This window comes from Kribbella sp. NPDC056861, assembly GCF_040687575.1.
GTDB lineage: Bacteria > Actinomycetota > Actinomycetes > Propionibacteriales > Kribbellaceae > Kribbella.
Map to the genome: position 1 here is coordinate 797,260 of NZ_JBFBNQ010000003.1, position 16,274 is coordinate 813,533.

Genomic DNA, 16,274 nt, shown 5'->3' on the forward strand with positions numbered 1-16,274 from the left:
CAAAGGTGCTTGCCTTCCTCATGGACATCACACCCGCTGGAGTTCCCGACAAGTTCGCCGTCCTCGGCCTGACGTTCGACGACGTGCTGCTGCAACCGAACGAGTCCGACGTGATCCCGTCGGAGGCGATCACCAAGTCGAAGGTCAGCCGCAACATCGAGGTGAACATCCCGCTGGTCTCCAGTGCGATGGACACCGTCACCGAGGCGCGGATGGCGATCGCGATGGCCCGCCAGGGCGGTCTCGGCGTGCTGCACCGCAACAACTCGATCGAGGACCAGGCCCAGCAGGTCGATCTGGTCAAGCGGTCCGAGTCCGGGATGATCGCCCAGCCGATCACCATCGGCCCGGACGCGACCATCGGCGAGGCCGACGCGCTCTGCGGTCAGTACCGGATCTCCGGCGTGCCGGTGGTCGACAACGCCGGCGTCCTGGTCGGCATCGTGACGAACCGCGACATGCGCTTCGAGAACGACCCAAACCGGCCGATCCACGAGGTGATGACCCGCCAGCCGCTGGTCACCGGGCCGCGCGGCATCTCGGCCGACGACGCGATCAAGCTGCTCAGCCAGCACAAGATCGAGAAGCTGCCGCTGGTCGACGAGGCCGGCAAGCTGACCGGTCTGATCACGCTGAAGGACTTCGTCAAGCGCGACCAGTTCCCGCTGTCCACCAAAGACTCCTCCGGCCGGCTCGTCGTCGGTGCCGCGATCGGCTTCTTCGGCGAGGCCTGGAAGCGCGGCATGACGCTGATCGAGGCCGGCGTCGACGTGCTGGTGGTCGACACCGCGCACGGTCACTCGCAGGCCCAGTTGGAGATCATCCGCAAGCTCAAGGCCGACCCGGCCACCCGCGGCGTGGACATCATCGGCGGCAACGTCGGCACCCGCGCGGGCGCCCAGGCCCTGGTCGACGCCGGCGCCGACGGCGTCAAGGTCGGCGTGGGCCCCGGCTCGATCTGTACGACGCGCGTCGTGTCCGGTGTCGGCGTCCCGCAGGTCACCGCGATCTACGAGGCCTCGCTGGCCTGCAAGCCGGCCGGTGTGCCGGTGATCGGCGACGGCGGCCTGCAGTACTCCGGTGACATCGCGAAGGCGCTCGTCGCCGGCGCCGACACCGTGATGCTCGGCTCGCTGCTGGCCGGTTGCGAGGAGTCGCCCGGCGACCTGGTCTTCATCAACGGCAAGCAGTTCAAGGCGTACCGCGGGATGGGCTCGCTCGGCGCGATGCAGTCCGGCGGCCTGCGCAAGTCGTACTCCAAGGACCGCTACTTCCAGTCCGACGTCGGCAGCGACGAGAAGCTGATCGCCGAGGGTGTCGAGGGCCAGGTCCCGTACCGCGGCCCGCTGTCCGCCGTCGCGCACCAGCTGATCGGCGGCCTGCGCCAGTCGATGTGGTACTGCGGATCGCGCACCGTCAAGGAACTGCAGGACAAGGGCGTCTTCGTCCGGATCACCTCGGCCGGTCTGCAGGAGTCCCACCCGCACGACATCCAGATGACGGTCGAAGCGCCGAACTACTCCGGCCGCTGACACCGCCTAGCAAAGGATTCAGATGACCGAGATCGAGATCGGCCGCGCGAAGCGTGGGCGGCAGGCCTACGCGTTCGACGACATCGCGATCGTGCCGTCGCGGCGGACCCGCGACCCCGAGGAGGTCTCGGTCGCCTGGCAGATCGACGCGTACCGGTTCGAGCTGCCGATCCTGGCCGCGCCGATGGACTCGGTGATGTCACCGGCCACCGCGATCGCGATCGGCAAGGCCGGCGGCGTCGGCGTGCTGAACCTCGAGGGTCTCTGGACCAGGTACGACGACCCGACCTCGCTGCTGGAGGAGATCACCACCCTCAGCAAGGAGCGGGCCACCGTCCGGCTGCAGGAGATCTACTCGGCGCCGATCAAGCCCGAGCTGATCTCGCAGCGGGTGCAGGAGATCCGGGACTCCGGGGTCACCGTGGCCGGCGCCCTGTCGCCGCAGCGGACCAAGCAGTTCGCCAAGCACGTCGTGGACGCGGGCGTCGACCTGTTCGTCATCCGCGGCACGACTGTGTCGGCCGAGCACGTCTCGGGTCAGGCCGAGCCGCTCAACCTGAAGCAGTTCATCTACGACCTCGACGTACCGGTCATCGTCGGCGGATGCGCCACGCACCAGGCCGCGCTGCACCTGATGCGGACCGGCGCGGCCGGCGTACTGGTCGGCTTCGGTGGCGGTGCCGCTCACACGACCCGCAAGGTGCTGGGTGTCGCGGTGCCGATGGCCAGCGCGGTTGCTGACGTGGCCGCGGCCCGCCGCGACTACATGGACGAGTCCGGCGGTCGGTATGTGCACGTCATCGCCGACGGCTCGGTCGGTCGCTCCGGTGACCTCGCCAAGGCGATCGCCTGTGGCGCCGACGCGGTGATGGTCGGCTCGCCGCTGGCCCGCGCGAGCGACGCTCCCGGCGGCGGCTTCCACTGGGGTGCCGAGGCCTGGCACGCCGATCTGCCCCGTGGTGAGCGCGTCGAGTTCGGTGTCAGCGGCACGATGGAGCAGATCCTGTTCGGCCCGTCCTTCGTCCCGGACGGCACGATGAACCTCGTCGGCGCGCTCAAGCGCGCGATGGCGACCACCGGCTACACGGAGCTCAAGGAGTTCCAGCGGGTCGAGGTCGTCGTCGGGTGACCACCGGCATCCTGCTGCTGCACGGCTCGAGCGGCGCGCCCGACCTCGGTCGGGCCAGGATGCTGACCGCCGCCGGGTACGACGTCCTCGCGCCGAAGTGGTTCGAGGACAGGATCAGCGAGATCCCGCTGGAGTCGTTCCCGCTGGACGAGTTGGCCGAGCGCAACGACCGGCTGGTGGTGATGGGACTCTCGCGCGGTGCCGAGGCGGCCTTGCTGCTCGGCACCCGCGACGACCGCATCGACGCTGTGATCGCGTGCGCTCCCACCGCGTACATGTGGGGCTGGATCGGCGAGGGCGGCGTACAGACCTCGCCGTGGACCTGGCAGGGCGAGCCGCTCCCGTTCGTCCCGTTCGACCTCGACTGGCGGCCGACCGACAACCCGCCGAGCTACGTCGAGCACTATCGGCAGTCCCTACGCCGGTACGCCGAGCAGGCCGCGGCCGCTGAGATCCCAGCCGAACGGTTCAAGGGCGACCTGCTGTTGCTGGCCGGCGGCGATGACCGGGTCTGGCCGTCGGTGGAGTTCGCCGAGCAGCTCGTCCGGCGGCGTGGAACGCTCCCCACGCAGGTGCTGAGCTCGGCCGAGGCCGGTCACCGCATCGTGTTCCCCGGCGAGGAGCCGAAGTCCGCCGGGCAGCGGATGGCGCGTGGCGGGAGCGAGCAGGCCGACCGGGCCTTCGGCGGGCAGGTCTGGGCAGATGTCGAGCTGGTCCTGGCAGGGACTCGCTGACGGGGTAGCTTGGCGGCGACCTGGCTTGGATGAATCTGGAAGGATTGGTCGCATGGGACTGTTCAGCAGCCGCCGTACCGAAACCGACAATGTCGTTCTCGCCGATGCCAGGACCCGGTTGACCTCGGAGGACGTCGACCAGATCCGCTTCCTGCTCACCACCAAGAAGAAGCTGATGGCGGTCAAGTACGTGATGGACCGCACCGGCATCAGCCTCAAGCACGCGAAGGACCTGGTCGAGGACATCCAGCTCGGCCGCTACGTCCCGCCCGTCACCGACACCCCCGTACTCCGGACGCCGGGAACCAACCTGGCCGAGCGGGCGCGCGCGCTGAAGGCGAACGGCGAACTGCACCAGGCCACCGCGATGGTGGTCAGCGAGACCGGCATGACCGAGCTCGAGGCCGGCCTGTTCGTCGGCGCCCTCCGAGCCGAGAACCACTCACCCCAGGACTCCTGAACCCAGCAGGTCGGGCTACAGCTGGGCGGCCGCCTCATGGGCGTCCTGCGACGCGGTGAAGTCACCCTTCGCCGCCAGTAGATCGCCGTGGTGGCGCAGGCAATCCCCGGCCAGCACCTTCATGTCCAGATCCGTCATCGTGAACGGGATCAGCGCGGTCGCGACCTCGGCGCTCCAGCCGGCCAGGTCGAGGGCCATCTCGGTCTGCCCGCTCGCGTGGTACGCGCCGGAGATGTCGAGCAGCACCTTGGCCCAGATCGGGGCGTAGGTGCTCGTCTCGTACCGCATCCGGTGCGACTCGCGTTCGGACGAGATCGCGAACAGGTAGTGCGCCTCGAGCCCGAGCGTGAGCGCCGTCTCGGCGTCGTGCGCGAGCATCGGGCGGACCAGTTCGGCGAGTTCGGTGGCGCGGACCGCGGCCGACTCCGGGTCGGTGCGGCCGGAAACCGTCGCCAGCGTCATGCCCGGCGCCGGCTCACCGAGCGCCAGCAGCCGGTAGTACTGCTCGTACGGTCCCAGCTTGATCTCGGCCGTCTCCAGCGCGGTGCCGAGTGACGGCGGGATGCCGCGATCGATCTCCTCGGTGACCAGCGCGGCCGTCGCCGGGTCGGTCGCGAACGCCGTCCGCAGGCAGTTCTCGCCCTCCAGCACCCGGCCGACGATGCCGAGGTGCTTGCCCTTGCGGGTCAGCGCGGAGACCAGCGTGCGCAGATCGGTCGCCGACTCCGAGTCGGCCAGGGTGTCGGCGGTGTTCAGGCCGATCTCGTCGGCCTCCAGCGCGAGGTCCAGCCGGCCGTCGGCGGCGTGGATGTCGGCCGAGACGGCGGTCGCGGAGCAGAGGTAGCGCGCGTAGGACAGCGACTGCGAGCTGGCGTTGATCTGGTCGGCCAACTGGAGGAACAACTGGGTGGCCGCGTCGGCGGACGCGACGGCCAGCGCGGGGTCGCCGTACCGGCGGAGGATGAGCGCGTTCATCGCGAGCACCCGGGCGAAGTCGGGCTGGTGCATGATGCCGTCCTCGCCGCCGACCAGCTGGCCGTAGGCGATCACCGCGCCGTCCATCTCCAGTACCGCGGTCGCGCCGTAGCCGCGATGCGCCTGCGTCATCGCGCGCCGGGCCCGTACGTCGGCGAGGACCGAGGTGCAGTCGAGTACGCCGGCGTCGCTCAGTTCCGTGTAGCCGAGTTGCGCCTCGTGCAGGGCGGCAAGCGCTTCCTCGTGCCGGCCCGACGCGTTCAGGGATCCGGCCAGCTCGTACTGCGTCGCCGCCATCAGGTGCTTGGCCTCGTAGTGGTCGGGGCGATCCCCGGCCCGCTCCCTGGCCAGCTCGATGACGCGCTGCTGGTACGGCCCCGCCTCGTCGGCGCGACCCTCCTCGATCAGCACCTGGGCTGTCTGCAGAGCCTCGCCGAGCTCGTCCTCAGGGGGCGTCCAGAGCCCCCCGCTGTCCACCATCTTTACGTTCCACCCCTTCACAGGTTCAATCGCTCACCCTAGCGCCAACCGGCCGTCAGATGTGTGTGTTCGGTACCGGAACATCAGTGCCGTGGCGTACTACTGACACAAGCTGTTACCGGCAGGTAGCCTGGGGAGATGAGCGAGCAGACCTCGATTCCTGCCGACCCCGAGCTCGACCCGACCGCGTCGTACGCGACCGACCAATCGGTCATCCGTCGGCTGGCCGGTCTGTTGCGCGCCTCGGCCGGTACCCGAACCTCCTACGCGCCGGCCACCGGGCAACCGGTCGCCGAGCTGCCGCTGTCCGGTCCGGACGACGTGCTGGCCGCGGTCCGGTCGGCACGCAAGACGCAGCGGAGCTGGAAGGGCACCTCGGTCGCCGACCGGGCCGCCATCCTGTTGCGGTACCACGACCTGATCCTGGACCACCGGCACGAACTCGTCGACCTGGTGATCATCGAGTCCGGCAAGGCCCGCAAGCAGGCCTTCGAGGAGGTCGCGCACGTCGCCCTGACCGCCCGGTACTACGGCCGCAAGGGCCCCGAGCTGCTCGCGCCGCAGCGCAAGCTGGGCATGTTCCCGGTGCTCACCCGGGCCGAGCAGCGGTTCGTGCCGAAGGGTGTCGTCGGTATCATCTCGCCCTGGAACTACCCGCTCAGCATGGCGATGGCCGACGGGCTGCCCGCGATCATGGCCGGCAACACCGTCGTCCACAAACCCGACAGCCAGACCCCGCTGACCGCCCTGCGCGCGATCGAGCTGCTGTACGAGGCCGGCCTGCCGCGGGACGCCTGGCAGCCGGTGAACGGCGACGGCCCGACGGTCGGCGGCGCGATCATCCAGAACACCGACTACGTCTGTTTCACCGGCTCGACCAAGACCGGCAAGCTGGTCGCCCAGCAGGCCGGTGAGCGGCTGATCGGCTGCAGCCTCGAGCTCGGCGGCAAGAACCCGATGCTCGTACTACGCGACGCCGACGTGAACCGCGCTGCCGAAGGGGCCATCCGGGCCTGCTTCTCCAGCGCCGGTCAGCTCTGCGTCTCGATGGAGCGGCTCTACGTCGCCGACCAGATCTACGACGCGTTCGTGACCGCCTTCGTCGACCGGGTGAAGAAGCTCAAGCTGTCGGCCGGCACCGGCTGGGACGTCGACATGGGCTCGCTGATCTCCAAGGCCCAGCTCGACACGGTCAGCCGGCACGTCGACAACGCGCGGGACCACGGTGCCGTCGTACTGGCCGGTGGCAAGGCGCGGCCGGACATCGGCCCGCTCTTCTACGAGCCGACCATCCTGTCCGGGGTGACGCCCGAGATGGAGTGCTTCGACCACGAGACGTTCGGGCCGGTGGTCTCGATCTACCGGTTCTCCGACGAGGCCGAGGCGATCGAGCGCGCCAACGAGGGCGAGTACGGGCTGAACGCGAGCGTCTGGACCAAGGACGGCCGCCGCGGCCGCGCGGTGGCGGCCCAACTGGTGGCCGGCACGGTCAACGTCAACGAGGGCTACGCCGCGACCTTCGGCTCGATCGACACCCCGATGGGCGGGATGCGCTCGTCCGGCCTCGGTCGCCGGCAAGGCGTCGAAGGCATCCGCCGGTACGTCGACCCGCAGGCGATCGCCACTCAGCGAGTGGTCCCGATCGCCGCCTCGCACGGGATCAAGGACGAGGCGTACGCCGAGATCATGACCGGCGCCCTGCGAGTGCTGAAGAAACTGGGCCGCGCATGATTTTCGACCACGACGTCCTGATCATCGGCTCCGGCTTCGGCGGCAGCGTCTCGGCGCTGCGGCTGGTCGAGAAGGGCTACGACGTCGGCGTGCTGGAGGCCGGCCCGCGGTTCGAGGACCAGGGCTTCGCGAAGAACTCCTGGGACACCAAACGGTTTCTGTTCGCCCCGTCGATCGGCCGGTACGGGATCCAGCGGATCAGCGCGCTGCGGGACGTGATCATCCTGTCCGGCGCCGGGGTCGGCGGCGGCAGCCTGGTCTACGCCAACACCCTCTACGAGCCGCTGCCCGCGTTCTACACCGACAAGCAGTGGGCGCACATCACCGACTGGAAGAACGAGCTCGCCCCGTACTACGACCAGGCGAAGCGGATGCTCGGCGTCACCACCTACCCGGGCTTCACCCCGGCCGACAAGGTGATGAAGCAGGTCGCCGAGGACATGGGCGTGGGGGAGACCTTCCACCCGACCCCGGTCGGCGTCTTCTTCGGTGAGCCCGGCGTCGAGGTCGACGACCCGTACTTCGGCGGCGCCGGCCCCCGGCGTACCGGGTGTATCAACTGTGGCGAGTGCATGACCGGCTGCCGGCACAACGCGAAGAACACCCTGACCAAGAACTACCTGTACCTGGCCGAGAAGGCCGGCGCCCAGGTGTACCCGATGACCACGGTGACCTCGGTCGAGGAGCTGCCCGGCGGCGGCTACGCGATCGAGACCCGGCGTACGTCGAACCGGAAGGCGACCCGCAAGTTCACCGCCCAGCAGGTGATCTTCGCTGCCTCCGCCCTCGGCACCGCGAAGCTCCTGCACCGGCTGCGGGACGAGGGCAAGCTGCCAAGGCTGTCCGACCGGCTCGGCGTGCTGACCCGGACCAACTCCGAATCGTTGCTCGGGGCAATCGCCAGGGACCGGGACGTCGACTACACCGCCGGCGTCGCGATCACCTCGTCGTTCCACCCCGACGACATCACCCATATCGAGCCGGTCCGGTACGGCCGCGGCAGCAACGTGATGTCGCTGCTGCAGACCGTGCTGACCGACGGCGGCGGCGACAAGCCGCGCTGGCGGACCTGGGTGCGCGAGATGGTCGTGCAGAGCCCGCAACTGCGCCGGCTGTACGACCTGCGGCACTGGTCCGAGCGGACCGTGATCGCGCTGGTGATGCAGACCGCGGACAACTCGATCACCACCTACGGCAAGCGGGACCGGTTCGGCCGCTGGCGGCTGACCTCGAAACAGGGCCACGGTGCCCCGAACCCGTCCTGGATCCCGGTCGCCAACGAGGTGGTCCGGCGGATGGCCAAGCTGATGGGCGGCACCCCGGGCGGCACCATCGGCGAGCCGTTCAACGTGCCGATGACCGCGCACTTCATCGGCGGCTGCGCGATCGGCGACTCGGCCGCGACCGGCGTGGTCGATCCGTACCACCGCGTCTACGGCTACGACGGGCTGCACATCGTGGACGGCTCGACCATCTCGGCGAACCTCGGGGTGAACCCGTCGCTGACGATCACGGCCCAGGCCGAGCGGGCGCTGGCGTTCTGGCCGAATAGGGGTGACGAGGACGCGCGGCCGGCGGTCGGTGCGGAGTACCGGAAGGTGGCGGCTGTCACACCGAAGAACCCGGTGGTGCCGGCCGAGTCGGTGGGTGCGCTGCGGCTGCCGATTGTCGAGATCACGAACTCCGAACGCGCTGTAACGAAGCCGTGACACAAAGACAACAATGCCCGGTAACTGGTAAAAGTTACCGGGCAGTCAACTTATCCGGGTGCTCCCCGGGGAAATGAAAAAGGCCCAGGATTGCTCCTGGACCTTTTCCAAAAGGGAGAAGACCCCTCGGGAACGTTTCCGCCCAAATCGTTTCCCAAGGGGCCTTCTCAAGCCGGGGTGAGGCGCCCGGCGCTTTGGGATCGGGTCGCCAACCATAGCTGGCGACCCGAGCTCGTGATCCTCACTCTACTACCGATTCGAGCCATTTCGACCTGTTCGCGGTGACCGTAATCACTCTGCGTGCTGTTCGTAATGTGCGACCTTTCAGTCGCTCCTCGTAACCGGAAGCGATGTTCTTGCGTTCATCGCCTCTGCACACATCAACGAGGCCACTCACAAGGGGTTACGAGATTCCCAAAAACTTTTTCTGGGCCGTGACGCCCCTCGCAGCGCCGCCGTCCGGGCTGGCCTACTGTGGCTCCGTCTGTGGGGCCGACCGTTCGATGAACCAGGAGAACAATGACCGACATCCTCGAGGTTGCGCGCGAGCAGGTTCTGGAGCGAGGGATCGGCCTCACTCAGGAGCAGCTGGTCGAGGTACTGCGCTCGCCGGACGAGCAGCTCGACGCGCTGCTGGCGCTGGCCCACGAAGTACGGGTCAAGTGGTGCGGTGAGGAGGTCGAGGTGGAGGGGATCATCTCGCTGAAGACCGGCGGCTGCCCCGAGGACTGTCACTTCTGCTCCCAGTCCGGCCAGTTCACCTCGCCGGTCCGCGCGGTCTGGCTGAACATCCCGGAGCTGGTCGAGGCCGCCAAGGAGACCGCGAAGACCGGGGCGACCGAGTTCTGCATCGTCGCCGCCGTCCGCGGCCCGGACGCCCGGCTGATGTCGCAGGTGAAGGCCGGCATCGAGGCGATCCGCGCCGAGGTCGAGATCAACATCGCCTGCTCGCTCGGGATGCTGACCCAGGAGCAGGTGGACGAGCTCAAGGCGATGGGCGTGCACCGCTACAACCACAACCTGGAGTCGGCCCGCTCGTACTTCGGCGACGTGGTCACCACGCACTCCTTCGAGGAGCGCTGGGAGACCTGCGTGATGGTCCGCGAGTCCGGCATGGAGCTGTGCTGCGGCGGTCTGGTCGGGATGGGCGAGTCGCTGGAGCAGCGCGCCGAGCTGGCCGCGCAGCTGGCCGAGCTGGAGCCGCACGAGGTCCCGCTGAACTTCCTCAACCCGCGCCCCGGCACGCCGTTCGGCGACATGGAGATCATGGCCGGCAAGGACGCGCTGCGGACGATCGCCGCGTTCCGGCTGGCGATGCCCCGGACCGTACTGCGCTACGCCGGTGGCCGTGAGCTGACCCTGGGCGACCTGGGCACCCGCGAGGGGTTGCTCGGCGGCATCAACGCCGTCATCGTCGGCAACTACCTGACCACGCTGGGCCGCTCGGCGACCGCCGACCTGGATCTGCTGGCCGAGCTCAAGATGCCGGTGAAGGAACTCCAGAAGACGCTATGACCACCTTGCTCTACTGCGGCCACTGTGGCCGTGAGTCGGCCGACGGCAGTCACGAGGACTGCCGCCGGTCGCTGGCGATGGAACCACCCCGGTACTGCGAGCAGTGCCGCCGCCGGATGGTCGTCCAGGTGCACCCGATGGGCTGGTCGGCGAAGTGCTCGGCCCACGGCGAGCTGTTGTCGTCATGAGCCTGCTCGACCGGGATGCCGAGCTGCTCTGGCACCCCTACTCGTCGCTGATCGAGCCGGCGCCGATGCGGCTGGTGCGGGGCGCCTCCGGTGTCCGGCTGCAGCTGGACGACGGCGCTGGCGGCACGGTCGAGGCGATCGACGCGATGGCGTCGTGGTGGTGCATGATCCACGGCTACCGCCATCCGGTGCTGGACGCGGCGCTGAAGGCGCAGGTCGACGACTTCAGCCACGTGATGTTCGGCGGGCTCACCCACGAGCCGGCGATCCGGCTGGCCGAACGGCTGGTGGAGATCACTCCGGAGCCGATCCGGCATGTCTTCTTCTGCGACTCCGGGTCGGTCTCGGTCGAGGTCGCGATCAAGCTCGCGCTGCAGTACCAAGTTGCGCGCGGCAACAGTGGGCGGACCCGGATGCTGACCGTTCGCGGTGGGTATCACGGGGACACGTTCGCGCCGATGAGTGTGTGCGATCCGGTGAACGGGATGCACTCGCTGTTCACCGGAGCACTGAAGGAGCAGGTCTTCGGGCCGCAGCCACCGGCCGGGTTCGATCGCGCTGACGACGACCCGGAGTACCTGGCCTGGGCGGCGGAGCTGCGCGCGCTGGCGGCGCAGTACCGGGACGAGGTGGCGGCGATCATCGTCGAGCCGATCCTGCAGGGCGCGGGCGGGATGTCTGCGTACAGCCCGGCCTGCCTGAAGTTGCTGCGTGAGTTGGCCGACGAGCACGGTTTTCTGCTCATCCTCGACGAGATCGCCACTGGTTTCGGCCGGACTGGAACGCTGTTCGCGTCTGAGCATGCGGGGATCGATCCGGACATTTTGTGTGTCGGCAAGGCGCTCACCGGTGGCTACATGTCGTTGGCGGCAACGCTTTGTACGACGGAGGTCGCGCGCACCGTGTCGGGTGGTCCGGGTGGGGCGCTCATGCACGGGCCGACCTTCATGGCCAACCCGCTGGCGTGCGCTGTCTCGCTGGCGAGCGTCGACCTGCTGCTCTCCCAGGACTGGTCGGCGCGGGTGGCGTCGATCTCGGCTGGTCTCTCGACGGGGTTGGCGCCGGCGGCTGAGTTGCCTGGGGTGAAGGACGTGCGGGTGCTCGGCGCTGTTGGTGTGGTGCAGCTTGCTGGGCCGGTGGACATGGTGAAGATGACCGACGCGGTACTGCGGCGTGGTGTGTGGGTGCGGCCGTTCCGCGATCTGGTCTACACGATGCCGCCGTACGTCTGCACTGCTGAGGAGATTGCCACCATCACCTCCGCCATCACCGAAGCAATTGCCGAGGGCAACTGATGTTGGAGGAATGGCTGGCACCGAAGGCGGCGGCGCTCGAGGCTCGCGGGTTGACCCGGCGACTGCGGCCCAGGCCTGCTGATGAGGTGCTGATTGACCTTGCAGGCAACGACTACCTCGGGCTGGCCCGGGATCCCCGAGTCATCGAAGCTGCCGTAACCGCCCTCCGCGACTGGGGCACCGGCGCCACCGCCTCCCGCCTGGTGACCGGCACCACCGCTCTACATGCCGAACTGGAAGCGGCGCTCGCGGAGTATGCCGGGCACGAAGCTGGTCTGGTCTTCTCCTCCGGCTACCTGGCCAACCTCGGTGTGATCACCGCGCTGGGTGGGCCGGGGACGTTGCTGGTCTCCGACGAGCACGTGCACGCGTCGATCGTGGACGCCTGCCGACTGGCTCGGTCACGGGTGGAGATCGTTCCCCACAACGACCTCGAGGCCGTCGGCAAAGCGCTTGCCGAGCGCAAGGAACCGCACGCGCTGGTGCTGGTCGAGTCCGTCTACAGCGTGCTCGGCGACGCTGCTCCGCTGCGAGAGCTGGCCGCGGTCGCATTGGAGAACAACGCGGTGCTCATGGTCGATGAGGCCCACGGCCTCGGCGTCACCGGCGACGGCCGCGGCTCAGTCGCGGCAGCAGGGCTGGCTGGGCTGGATCATGTCGTCGTCACGATGACGTTGTCCAAGGCAATGGCCAGCCAGGGCGGCATGGTCCTCGGCCCCGCCGTACTGCGTGAGCACCTGGTCAACCGCGCCCGGTCCTTCATCTTCGACACGGGTCTGGCCCCCTCCGCCTGCGCTGCGGCGCTGGCCGCGCTGCGGGTGCTGCAGGACGAGCCGACGAGACCAGCCGAGATCCACCGCACCGCCGCGCGCCTTGCCGCAGCTTGTGACGTCGAGCCCACGGCCGGAGCCGTGGTGTCCGTGCCGATGCCGGGCCCACGCGAAGCCGTCCGAGCCGCCGAGCTGTGCCTGTCCAACGGCGTACGAGTGGGCGTCTTCCGTCCACCATCAGTCCCCGACGGCATCAGCCGCCTGCGGCTGACCGCCCGAGCCGGACTGTCTGCCGCGGAATTCGACCGGGCCTGCGACGTGATCGTCGCCGCGATCCAGGAGGTCTCTTGAGCAGGGTCATCTTCGTCACCGGTACCGACACCGGCGTCGGCAAGACGATCGTCACCGCCGCCCTCGCCGTCGTCGCGGCCACCCGCGGCACGGTCGCCGTCGTCAAGCCGGCCCAGACCGGAGTCACCCCCGACGAACCCGGTGACCTGGAAGACATCCGCCGCCTGACCGGCCTCACCGACCTGCACGAGGGCGTCCGCCTCCGCGACCCACTGGCCCCCACCACCGCAGCCCGCCGTGAAGACGTCCCGCTGCCCCCGATCGAAGCCCAGGCGAAGTTCATCGACGACCTGGCCACCACCCGCGACCTCGTCCTGGTAGAAGGCGCCGGCGGCCTCCTGGTAGGCCTCGACGAGGCCGGCCACAACCTGGCCGACCTCGCCGCCGCACTGACCACCCCATTCGCCTTCACCGTCGTCACCCGCCCCGGCCTGGGCACCCTCAATCACACCGGCCTGACCGTCGAAGCTCTGCGTTCCCGTGCCCTGCCGATCGATGGCCTCGTCATCGGCAGCTGGCCGACCGAGCCGGATCTCGCCGACCAGTGCAACCTGGACGACCTGCCGGCTGTCACCGGGATAGCGGTGATCGGAAAGCTTCCCGAGGGCGCCGGCCGCCTGTCACAGCAACTGTTCGAGGCAGCCGCGCCGACCTGGCTCCCGGGCGTACGGAGCTGACGTCCGGGTCCGCGGAACCTCAGTTCTGGGCCGCGACCTTCGGTGCGTCGACGGCTTGCTGAGCTCGAAGACGGTTGTTCTGCAGTGATGAGATGTGCCGGAGAAAGTCCTGGCCGCTGAAAGACTGCGCTGGGTCGAGTTGGACGTGCTGGAGCGCTTCTTTCACCAGGACCCGGATGGTCGATCCGTACAGGCTGTCGGCCAGGGTCTGCGGCAGGTTGAGCGTGCTGCTGACCAGCCGGGTCTTGAACTTGCCGGCGACGCTGTCCATCAGGCCGCTCGACCACTTCTTCCAGTAGTTGTCCGCGGCTTCGACGTACTGGCCCTTTTCCTTCGCCTTCAGCGCCTTGGCCAGCACCAGCCGCTCCTGCTGGAACTCCGTGGCGGTCTCGATGACGGTGGTCTTGAGCAGCCCCCAGATGATGTCACCCGCCTTGGTCGCAGCACCGGCGCCGACGGTGTCCAGCCCCACGCCGATTCCCATCAGACTCGCGCAGGCGAGCGGCTCGATCATGTCCAGGTTGAACTGGATCTGCCGGACGTACTTGTCGGCCAGCATCTCGGCGACCGCGAACTCGTCCTTGTCGAAGTTCTGGACGATCTCGGCCATCGCCGCTTCCTTCTCTTCCTTGGACTTCGCCAGGATCGCCTTCACCTGCCGCTCGTTGCTAGCGGCAACCACGGCGCGTTTGACGAACGCGAGGCCGGCGTCGGCGACCGCCTTGACAGCCGAGATGGAGTTCTGCGCGGCACCACTGACCTGGGCAGCCTGACCGGCGAGGTCGACCACCGACGCGGCGGCGTCGTAGGACTGCTCGACCACAACCAGGTCGAGTTCGAGTTGCTGGTGCGCCTCGTCCGGATTCTTGATGACATAGGCCTTGATGGTCTCGAATGTCAGCGCCCGCTCGCAGTCGTTCTCGACCTTCTCCAGCCACTGGATCATGGTCTCGGCCCGGACGATGGATTCGCCCAGGTAGCGCTTGAAGGCGATGGCGGTGTCGAGGTCTACGGGCTTGTTCTCGTTCTCCGGACCACCGGTGCGGATCGGGGCATCGACCGTGTGCCAGCGCGTGGGTTCGGCCTTGATCACCTTGAGGAGGCTGTCCAGGACCGTGAGGGCCGGGGACATCGCCCGCTGCCCGGTGGTGGTCATCCGCATGATCTCCAGCCCCTGGAGGGTGACCAGAGTGCTACGAAGCTGGTTGTAGCTCTTCGTCTCGATCTCCCACTCCCGCCGGAAGGCATCCAGCTGCAGCCGGAGACCACCGTAGGTGTAGGACTCGGGATGTTTCGCCAGATCGGCCTCGGTGGCCTTCGCGGCCTGCTCGCCCGACTTCTTGATCTTCTTCTTCGAGACCTTCTGGTCGACGGCGACGCCCAGGCTGCTGGCAAGGTCCTCGGAGGCGTGCTGGACCCAGCCGTAGTCCACCTTCGTGAACAGATCGGTCGGCCGGAGCGCCTTGATGTTTCCGATCAGGTACTTCGTGAGTTTGGCGGCTCTGCCGTCGGTCTTCTCCGTGGCCCCGGGGGCGACTTTCGCGGTCTCGGGCTGCGTGGTGGTCATCATCTTCTCCTTCTCAGGCCGCGAGGGCCGCGTAGACGTCTTCGATGACCTGGGCCAGCTCCTGCGGCGTCAGCTCGGCGGCGAGCTCGAGCATCTCCTCGTCCTGGTCGAGCGCGCCGAGAATCGCGTCCAGGAAGTCGTCCGCCTCCGGGAGCGCCAGCAGGGGAATCAGGAGGTCGAGCCACGGTGCCAGCTCGTCGGGCGGCAGGGTGGTCCAGTCCTCCCGGCGGCGGTCGAGGTCAGCGGCCAGCCACTCGCGCCAGTCGCCGCGGATCTCAGCGAACTCGTCGAGACTGGACTGCTGTTCGGCAGTGACCCAGTCGAGCGATCTCGGGTCGAACTCCTCGGCTGCTGCAGGGGACTCCGCGGCGTCGACCGCGGGGGCGACGAGGCTGGGGAGGGCGGATTCGAACCAGGTGGTGAGCTGGGCCGGGTCGGATTGTTCCCAGCCGGCCCACCACTCGTCCATTTGGAGCGGCAGCCAGGTGTGCCAGTCGCCGCGGGTTACGGTGAGGGTGTCCAGTTGGGTCTGCTGCTCCGGCGTGAGCCAACCCAGGGCGCGCGGATCAGTTGCCGGTACGACGGCGGCTGGAGGAGCGGCTTCGGGTTGCGGGATCAGGCTTGCGAGAGCGCTGTCGAACCAGGTGGTCAGCTCGTCCGGGCCGGCCTTCGACCAGTCCGGCCACCACTGGTCGAGTTGCTGCGGGACCCATTCGCGCCAGTCGCCGCGGTTCGCGGCCAGTTGGTCGAGGCCGTTGCGTTGTTCGGTGGTGAGCCAGCCGAGCGCGATGGACCGGACGCGCTCGTCCAGCCAGTCCCGCCGGCGCTCGTCGTCCTCCTGCTGCCAGCCGGACCAGCTGTGGTCCAGATACCTGCCGAGGTACTCCGGCCAGCTGCTCTCCCAAGCAGATGACGCGCTGTCCTCGAGGTACCGTTCCTGTTCGTCGCCGACCCAGCGAAATGCCTCCGCATCGGTCACCGGATGCTCCCTTCGATCGAGGTCCGTACCGCGGCCGGACCAACGCGAAGGCGGAACGCCCGAGTGCGTTGACTGGCGGCACGCCTCACTATCGGCAACGATCGGCCGCACGCGGGGAAGACGCCGGACGGGAGATCGTGCACCGGGGGCTGCCCGATCAGGCCATCGGAGCAGGCCGGGGC

The 16,274-nt window shown here is 68.6% G+C and carries 14 protein-coding genes; 11 read left to right on the forward strand and 3 right to left on the reverse strand.

Features of this window, described 5'->3' with window-relative positions; all coding sequences use genetic code 11:
* Nucleotides 1–20 precede the first annotated feature (20 nt).
* Genes guaB through AB0P21_RS17715 form a run of 4 tightly spaced genes read left to right on the forward strand, consistent with a single transcriptional unit; the run spans nt 21 to nt 3,855 of the window.
* Nucleotides 21–1,532, forward strand: a complete 1,512-nt coding sequence (guaB, locus tag AB0P21_RS17700) for an IMP dehydrogenase (protein ID WP_363697785.1) — start codon at nt 21–23, stop codon at nt 1,530–1,532.
* Between the two features lie 22 nt (nt 1,533–1,554).
* Nucleotides 1,555–2,661, forward strand: a complete 1,107-nt coding sequence (locus AB0P21_RS17705; RefSeq protein WP_363697786.1) for a GuaB3 family IMP dehydrogenase-related protein — start codon at nt 1,555–1,557, stop codon at nt 2,659–2,661.
* Entirely contained in the window at nt 2,658–3,395 is a 738-nt protein-coding gene (locus AB0P21_RS17710; RefSeq protein ID WP_363697788.1) for an acyl-CoA thioester hydrolase/BAAT C-terminal domain-containing protein, read from the forward strand. Before AB0P21_RS17705 ends, AB0P21_RS17710 begins: the two co-directional genes overlap by 4 nt.
* Nucleotides 3,396–3,447: 52 nt before the next feature.
* Nucleotides 3,448–3,855 (forward strand): hypothetical protein, encoded by a 408-nt coding sequence (locus AB0P21_RS17715; RefSeq protein WP_363697790.1) that lies wholly within the window; start codon nt 3,448–3,450, stop codon nt 3,853–3,855.
* Nucleotides 3,856–3,870: 15 nt separating this feature from the next.
* Here AB0P21_RS17715 and AB0P21_RS17720 read toward each other — a convergent pair whose 3' ends face one another.
* Entirely contained in the window at nt 3,871–5,310 is a 1,440-nt protein-coding gene (locus AB0P21_RS17720) for a tetratricopeptide repeat protein (RefSeq protein ID WP_363697792.1), read from the reverse strand.
* A gap of 138 nt (nt 5,311–5,448) precedes the next feature.
* Here AB0P21_RS17720 and AB0P21_RS17725 point away from each other — a divergent pair, with 138 nt between their 5' ends.
* The 7 genes from AB0P21_RS17725 (at nt 5,449) to bioD (ending at nt 13,546) form a co-directional block, all read left to right on the forward strand.
* Nucleotides 5,449–7,041, forward strand: a complete 1,593-nt coding sequence (locus AB0P21_RS17725; RefSeq protein WP_363697794.1) for a succinic semialdehyde dehydrogenase — start codon at nt 5,449–5,451, stop codon at nt 7,039–7,041.
* Nucleotides 7,038–8,750 carry a GMC family oxidoreductase gene (locus tag AB0P21_RS17730; protein ID WP_363697795.1) on the forward strand — a complete coding sequence of 571 codons (1,713 nt, stop codon included), beginning with the start codon at nt 7,038–7,040 and terminating at the stop codon, nt 8,748–8,750. Before AB0P21_RS17725 ends, AB0P21_RS17730 begins: the two co-directional genes overlap by 4 nt.
* A 519-nt stretch (nt 8,751–9,269) precedes the next feature.
* A complete protein-coding gene (gene bioB / locus AB0P21_RS17735; RefSeq protein ID WP_363697797.1) occupies nt 9,270–10,265 on the forward strand; it encodes a biotin synthase BioB in 996 nt (331 codons plus the stop codon).
* Nucleotides 10,262–10,453: a hypothetical protein gene (locus AB0P21_RS17740; protein WP_363697799.1), complete on the forward strand. Its 192-nt coding sequence runs from the start codon at nt 10,262–10,264 to the stop codon at nt 10,451–10,453. The genes bioB and AB0P21_RS17740 overlap by 4 nt, the downstream gene beginning before the upstream one ends.
* Nucleotides 10,450–11,748 (forward strand): adenosylmethionine--8-amino-7-oxononanoate transaminase, encoded by a 1,299-nt coding sequence (locus tag AB0P21_RS17745; RefSeq protein WP_363697801.1) that lies wholly within the window; start codon nt 10,450–10,452, stop codon nt 11,746–11,748. The genes AB0P21_RS17740 and AB0P21_RS17745 overlap by 4 nt, the downstream gene beginning before the upstream one ends.
* Nucleotides 11,748–12,869 carry an 8-amino-7-oxononanoate synthase gene (locus AB0P21_RS17750; protein ID WP_363697803.1) on the forward strand — a complete coding sequence of 374 codons (1,122 nt, stop codon included), beginning with the start codon at nt 11,748–11,750 and terminating at the stop codon, nt 12,867–12,869. The genes AB0P21_RS17745 and AB0P21_RS17750 overlap by 1 nt, the downstream gene beginning before the upstream one ends.
* The gene (gene bioD, locus AB0P21_RS17755; protein ID WP_363697805.1) at nt 12,866–13,546 is read left to right on the forward strand and encodes a dethiobiotin synthase; all 681 of its coding nucleotides are present in this window, start codon (nt 12,866–12,868) and stop codon (nt 13,544–13,546) included. Before AB0P21_RS17750 ends, bioD begins: the two co-directional genes overlap by 4 nt.
* A 19-nt stretch (nt 13,547–13,565) precedes the next feature.
* Here bioD and AB0P21_RS17760 read toward each other — a convergent pair whose 3' ends face one another.
* A complete protein-coding gene (locus AB0P21_RS17760) occupies nt 13,566–15,113 on the reverse strand; it encodes a hypothetical protein (RefSeq protein WP_363697807.1) in 1,548 nt (515 codons plus the stop codon).
* Nucleotides 15,114–15,126: 13 nt separating this feature from the next.
* On the reverse strand, nt 15,127–16,092 hold the full coding sequence (locus tag AB0P21_RS17765) for a hypothetical protein (protein WP_363697808.1): 966 nt from the start codon (nt 16,090–16,092) through the stop codon (nt 15,127–15,129).
* Between the last annotated feature and the right edge of the window lie 182 nt (nt 16,093–16,274).